A 5,837-nucleotide genomic window follows, 5' to 3' on the forward strand; every position below is an offset into this window, starting at 1 on the left:
CGATGTAGGCCTGCGCGGTCGAAATCGTTGCGGCGCATGCGCCGTGCATCGCGCGCGACGCGAGCAGCCAGAAAAACGTTCCGGCAAATCCGTAAATCAAGTAGCCGATCGATGAGCCGAGCAATCCGAGCAGCAGGATCGGCCGGCGTCCGATGCGATCGGAAATTCGGCCGAGGATCGGCGCAAACACGAACTGCATCAGCGAATAGATCGCCATCAGCGCGCCCACGCCGACCGCGCCGACACCCATCTTGTGCGCGAACATCGGCAGGAACGGAATGACGATGCCGAAGCCGAGCAGGTCGATGAAGACGGTCAGAAAAAGGATCAGCCGCGCGGCCGCGGCCGGCTCGGCGCCGGTGGGCGCTTGCTTGAGTGGTTCGATACTTGGCATTGATTGAAGTACGCCGGTTGAAGAGAATCCTACGCCAGCCGCGCAGTCAAGCAAATCGAGGGGAATCAATACGAGGGCTTACCGATGGCGACTTCCTACCAGGGCGAACTCAAGCGCAAAAAAGTCAGCGCCGAAGAGGCGGCGGCGCAAGTCAAATCCGGCGATTGGGTCGAGTACGGATTCGGACTCGGGCAGCCGGACTTGTTCGATCGCGCGCTGGCCGGGCGCGTGCAAAAGCTCAAGCGCGTAAAGATCCGCGGATGCCTTGCGATGCGCCCACGCGCGGCGGCCGAGGCCGATCCCGAACAACGTCATCTGGTTTACCTGTCGTGGTATTTTTCGGGGCTGGAAAGAAAGATGTACGATCGCGGCCTGGCGCATCATATACCGATGAACTTCGGCGAGGCGCCCGACACCTATCGCCGCTTGATCGACGTGGACGTCGCGGTGTTGAAGACGGCGCCGATGGACGAGCACGGATTTTTCAACTTCGGCCCGTCGGTCACCTATCACAAGGCGATCAGCGAAAAAGCCAGGACCATGATTGTCGAGACTGACGCGAGCGTGCCGTACGTTTTCGGAATCGAAAACGCGGTGCATATAAATGATGTGGAGTTCGTGCTGGACGCCGGCGCATCTGCGATGCCGGAGCTGAAGAATCCCGCCGCGAGCGCGGTCGATCAGAAAGTCGCGGAGCTGATCGCGCCGGAAATCCCCAGCGGCGCCTGCATCCAGATTGGGATCGGCGCGATGCCCAACGCGGTCTGCGAGCTGCTGGCGGTGGCTCCGATCAAGGATCTCGGCATCCACACCGAAATGTTCGTCGATTCGCTGGTGACGCTTTACCAGGCCGGCAAGGTGACCGGCGCGCACAAGGCGACCAACCGCTACCAGATGGCGTACACGTTCGCGGCGGGTTCGAAACGGATGTACGACTTCCTCGATCGCAACGCCGCGTGCTTTGCCAGTTCGGTCGATCACACCAACCTGCCGCATCAAATAATGCTCAACGACCGCGTCATCTCGATCTGCAACGCGGCGCAAATCGATCTCACCGGACAGACGTGCTCCGAGTCGGCTGGAATTCGGCAGATAAGCGGCACGGGAGGACAACTGCAATTCGTGCGCGGCGCGCGCGACTCGCGCGGGGGCAAGTCATTTCTATGCCTCGCATCGACCTACGAGCGCGATGGGCGGCGCGCCAGCCGGATCGTCGCGCGAATCGACGAGTGCAACATCGTGACCACGCCGCGCGTCGACGTGATGTACGTGGTGACCGAGTATGGGATGGTCAATCTGAAAGGCAAATCGGTTCCGGAGCGCGCCCGCGCACTGATCTCGATCGCGCATCCTGATTTCCGCGAAGAGCTGGAACGCCAAGCTCGCGAGTATCGGCTGATCGCGCGCGCGGTTTTCTGATACTCGCGAACAGTTCAGCGCGACGGCGTTTGGTGGCCGTCTTCGTCGGCGAACTTGTACACCAGTTCGTCGGAGCGCGCGTAGCCAAGCTCGCGGCGAATGAGGCGTTCGATATAGCGGTCGTCGGAGCGAAGTTTCGCGATGCGGATTCTGAACGCGGCGTTGTCCGCCGCCAGCTGATTGCGGCGCTGCTCCAATGCGGCGCGATGGCTCTGGAGGGCGATCAGGTCGCGCGGCCCCTGCTTGCCGAGCAGCGCGCTTAATAGCAGCATCACGAGCACCCCGCCGAAGATTAGGCTGAGCCACTCGCGACGCAGTAGGAAGCTTAACCGCCTCATCCGGCCAATCGTAATTCAAGCGTCCGCCCCACTTCAAGAGGTCAAATTTTGAACGACATTCTAAAGACCTGAAACAGACCGGTTCGGTTGCACTCTTTCGACTTTAAAATTTGTTTATAAATCACCGCACAGCTCTTGATTTTAGAATAACATGTTTCTATAATCGGCCCGAATCGATGAGGGATGAATCCTCATCTATAAGAAAGGGTGCTTGTCCAGCAGCAGCCTAGGAAGAGGAGGTACTTATGCCAGTGAGGAAGAAGATACGGGCCAAAAAGGCCACCAAGTCCAAACCGATGCGAAAGAGCAAAATGGCTAAGAAGAAAGCAGCCAAAAAGACCAAAAAGAAGTAACCACTTAACGAGTTTACCTTCGGGCCAATACCCCGAGGGCTGGCTAAGGCTGCCAGGATTGCTGCTGGAATAAGCCGAGGCTGAAAGGCCTCGCAACACGGGAGAGCCCCCTCGAAAGAGGGGGCTCTTTCCTTTTCCAGCGCTTGCTTGCGAGCGCGCGCGTTCAACATGATAGGCTTCGAGTCGGCGCGAAGTTGCGCAAGCCTTATGTCCGCGTTGGCAAAAGATTTTGACGCGATAATTGTCGGCGCGCGGGCCGCATAATCCGGCGGACCAGTGGACGACGTCGAACTCGGCCGTATCCCCGCGCAATGCGAGCGCCCCGAGCCGCTCAAGTTCGCGTGGCCGATCGTGCTGCTGCCCGAACTTTTCGCCACGCCGCGGCATCTTGCGCTGGTGTTCGGTTATCTCGCGTCGATCGGATGGGAAGTATTCGTTCCGGATTTGCGAGCGGCGTTTGGCAAAGGCCCGACGCATCCGCTGGGGAAACTTCGCTTCAATGATTTGGCCGCGCTGGCCGGCGAAGCGATCGACGGGATTGGCCGCGACGCGATCGTGGCCGGTCACGGCGTCGGGGGATTGGTCGCGCTCAAACTCAGCGAGCATCGGCGAGTGAAGGCCGCGGTCGCATACGCGCCGCTGGTGCCGGGCTTTCGCACGCCGCTGATCGGCGGACTGGCGAATCGGCTCGCGATGATGTGGCGGCTGCCGATCGCGCCGCCGCGCGGCAGAGTACTGTTCGAGTTGATCGCCGATGCCGATCCGTTCACTCGCGACGGTTTGATAAATGCGATGGTGCCCGACTCGGGTGCGATCGCCGCCGACGTAACGGCCGGCGCGATCGAGTTTGCGGCGCCGGACAAGGCCGCGCCGCGCCTGATCGTGGCGGGCGACTCGGACATCTTTGCGCCGCTGGCGCGGAGCCGGCAGTTTGCAGAGTCGATCGGCGCGAAACTGGCGACGATCGGCGGCCGCGGGCATTGGCTGATCGGCGGGCGGGCGCTCGAACGCGCGATGAACGAGACGCAGCGATTCCTGGTGCGCGCGCTCGGCCAGGATTTGCTGCTGCTCTATCCCGAAGAATGGAAAAACGATCCGGGCGATTAGCATGCGGATGATAAAGTGAGAAAATGGAAACGCAGGTGAAAAGCGATGGCAAATGACACTGCGCAGAAAAATCTGATCGTCGAGGAAGCAGCCGGGCTCGTCACGATCACGATGAATCGTCCCGAGAAGCGCAACGCGCTCTCGACCGCGATGATGACGGAACTGACCGCCGAGCTTCGCGCAATCGGCAAGCGCGGCGATGCGCGCGCGGTGATAATCGCGGGCAACGGCCCCGTGTTCTCGGCCGGTCACGATCTCGGCGAACTGAAGGGGCGCGAGCTTGCATTCTACCGCTACGAATTCGATCTGTGTGCGCAACTGATGCAAACGATTCAGGCGATCCCGCAGCCGGTGATCGCGCGCGTGCATGGAATCGCCACCGCCGCGGGATGCCAGCTTGCGGCGACGTGCGATCTCGTGGTCGCGGGCGAGAGCGCGAGCTTCGCCACTCCGGGCGTGAAGAATGGACTGTTCTGCTCGACGCCGATGGTTGCGCTGACGCGCGCGGTCGGCAGAAAGCATGCGATGGAAATGCTGCTCACCGGGCAACCCGTCAATGCGCGCACGGCGGCCGAGTGGGGACTCGTCAACCGGGTGGTGCCCGACGCGGAGCTGGTCGCGGAGACCCTCAAGTTGGCGATGAAGATAGTAGAGGCGAGCTCGCTAACCATTGGAATCGGCAAGCAGGCGTTCTATGCGCAGATCGATCTCGATACGGCAAAGGCCTACGACTACACCAAGGAAGTGATGAGCCAGAATGCGATGGCGTCGGACGCGCAGGAAGGCATCGCGGCGTTTCTGGAAAAGCGCAAACCAGTGTGGTGCGGGCGGTGAAGCGGGCGGGAACGGAGCAATTCGCCCCTGCTCGCATTGCGGACAGGCGCAAACTCCGACCGGCAGAAGGGAATAAACCAGTTAGCGCCTGCTTCTCTTGACTTGCCTTGCGATTGTCTATATCTGCTAGTTAGCGTCTGCTAACGAAGAGTCACTATGGCAGTTCAGGAATTAGAAGGGAGAACCAGGAATGAAAGCTGATGGCGATGGCATGCCCAGCCCGATCATGACGGTTAACGAAGTAGCCCAGTATTTGAGGGTTCATCAAACCACGCTGTACAAACTGATTCGGCGGGGAGAAATTCAGTTTTTCAAGGTCGGCTCTGACTACCGTTTTAACAGGGAGGCAATCGAAAAGTGGATAGCCGACCGACGGGTGGATGGCCGGTTCCCCGATCCCGATTCGTCCCGATTGCTCAAGCCTGCTGCGCTGGAATTGCATTAAGTACCTCCTCGCGGGGCAATTCATACCACCGGTTGTGGTCTGGTGACGGGCATACCACCAAAGGTAGTTTCGTTCCGTCAAAAATATTTTTTGTTGCACGCCGTCCGATCCCAAGTTATTCCCGCGGCGATGAAGCTGAGTCCGAAGAGCCCGGACAACTGCGCGCGGCCCGGATGCGCTCAAGCAAATCGAGGGCGCGGAACAGATTGCGCTTTACGCTTCGTTCGAAGCGGACGATTTTATCCACATCCGAATAGCTCGGCAGGGTAAAGGCGTCGAGTCCGGCGCGCCGGAGCTTGCGAGCAGTGCGCCGACGAATGCCGTAGTGATCATAACCCATCGTGGCGAGGAGCGATTCGGTGGGTCTCTCAGTGGCGGCGTTGCGGCGGTAAGCGTCCTCATCGAGCCAGGTTTCGCGGCATTCGTAGCGCAGCAATCGCCGGACCCGCCAGCAGCATGCGGCGACCTCGTCGATCAGGATGCGCTCGCGGGCGGACTCGGGTTGGAACTCGTCGAGCAAAGCGTCGAGGATCGAATTGAATTCCTCGGCGCGGAGCGGGCCGTCGAGTACGGGGTTGACGACGTCGCATGCGAAGAAACCGTGCTTGAGGGCGTTGAGGCGCGCAACGGCCTTGCCCTCGGGCGTGCGCGGCCCCGTACATTTCATCGCGTTGGCGCGGCGCGCCGCAAGCCGGCGGGGCGAAAGCGCGGGCAGTTGGTTTTCGGGCGAGTCGGGCGCGTGGGTGGGATCATGACTGTTGTCCATAGAGGATCGCGTAGCACGGAAGGGTCGTCGCGGGCAGGCTGAACTAGTTCACCCGCAGGGGTGACCCCTTGTATCTTGCCGTCAGCATCGCAAGATGGATTTGAACTTGGGCGCGGCAGACCGAGAACCCCTGGGTCCGCAAAGAGCGAGACCGCGGTGCAGCGCGGGTCGCCGCGCCCTA

General features: G+C 60.7%; 7 protein-coding genes. 4 read left to right on the forward strand and 3 right to left on the reverse strand.

Annotation, left to right across the window (positions count from 1 at the left end):
• Window positions 1-394 (reverse strand): MFS transporter (locus ABSB13_RS16380; protein WP_428110374.1); only part of this gene is annotated, 394 nt, incomplete at its 3' end.
• A gap of 84 nt (window positions 395-478) precedes the next feature.
• Between ABSB13_RS16380 and ABSB13_RS16385 the strand changes: the two genes are divergently transcribed.
• Window positions 479-1,813, forward strand: coding sequence for an acetyl-CoA hydrolase/transferase family protein (locus ABSB13_RS16385; RefSeq protein ID WP_428110375.1), 1,335 nt, complete (start codon window positions 479-481; stop codon window positions 1,811-1,813).
• A 14-nt stretch (window positions 1,814-1,827) separates the two neighbouring features.
• Here the strand turns inward: ABSB13_RS16385 and ABSB13_RS16390 are convergent, their stop codons facing one another.
• Complete coding sequence (locus ABSB13_RS16390) at window positions 1,828-2,085, reverse strand: FtsB family cell division protein (protein WP_428110376.1); 258 nt, start codon at window positions 2,083-2,085, stop codon at window positions 1,828-1,830.
• A 695-nt stretch (window positions 2,086-2,780) separates the two neighbouring features.
• Between ABSB13_RS16390 and ABSB13_RS16395 the strand changes: the two genes are divergently transcribed.
• The 3 genes from ABSB13_RS16395 to ABSB13_RS16405 all read left to right on the forward strand — a co-directional run bounded on the left by ABSB13_RS16395 (window position 2,781) and on the right by ABSB13_RS16405 (window position 4,890).
• Complete coding sequence (locus tag ABSB13_RS16395; protein WP_428110378.1) at window positions 2,781-3,611, forward strand: alpha/beta fold hydrolase; 831 nt, start codon at window positions 2,781-2,783, stop codon at window positions 3,609-3,611.
• Window positions 3,612-3,656: 45 nt separating this feature from the next.
• Window positions 3,657-4,445 (forward strand): enoyl-CoA hydratase, encoded by a 789-nt coding sequence (locus ABSB13_RS16400; RefSeq protein WP_428110379.1) that lies wholly within the window; start codon window positions 3,657-3,659, stop codon window positions 4,443-4,445.
• 190 nt (window positions 4,446-4,635) lie between these two features.
• Entirely contained in the window at window positions 4,636-4,890 is a 255-nt protein-coding gene (locus tag ABSB13_RS16405; RefSeq protein WP_428110381.1) for a helix-turn-helix domain-containing protein, read from the forward strand.
• 115 nt (window positions 4,891-5,005) lie between these two features.
• Here the strand turns inward: ABSB13_RS16405 and ABSB13_RS16410 are convergent, their stop codons facing one another.
• Window positions 5,006-5,656, reverse strand: coding sequence for a hypothetical protein (locus ABSB13_RS16410; RefSeq protein ID WP_428110382.1), 651 nt, complete (start codon window positions 5,654-5,656; stop codon window positions 5,006-5,008).
• Window positions 5,657-5,837: the final 181 nt, after the last annotated feature.

Source organism: Binatus sp. (SeqCode), from assembly GCF_050013435.1.
Classification (GTDB): domain Bacteria; phylum Desulfobacterota; class Binatia; order Binatales; family Binataceae; genus Binatus.

What these genes read in the sequence shown, in the direction of transcription:
- ABSB13_RS16400 (WP_428110379.1), top strand. Translation starts at nt 3,657, where the DNA reads ATGGCAAATGACACTGCGCAGAAAAATCTGATCGTCGAGGAAGCAGCC.
- ABSB13_RS16390 (WP_428110376.1), bottom strand. Translation starts at nt 2,085, where the DNA reads ATGCTGCTATTAAGCGCGCTGCTCGGCAAGCAGGGGCCGCGCGACCTG.
- ABSB13_RS16405 (WP_428110381.1), top strand. Translation starts at nt 4,636, where the DNA reads ATGAAAGCTGATGGCGATGGCATGCCCAGCCCGATCATGACGGTTAAC.
- ABSB13_RS16410 (WP_428110382.1), bottom strand. Translation starts at nt 5,656, where the DNA reads ATGGACAACAGTCATGATCCCACCCACGCGCCCGACTCGCCCGAAAAC.
- ABSB13_RS16385 (WP_428110375.1), top strand. Translation starts at nt 479, where the DNA reads ATGGCGACTTCCTACCAGGGCGAACTCAAGCGCAAAAAAGTCAGCGCC.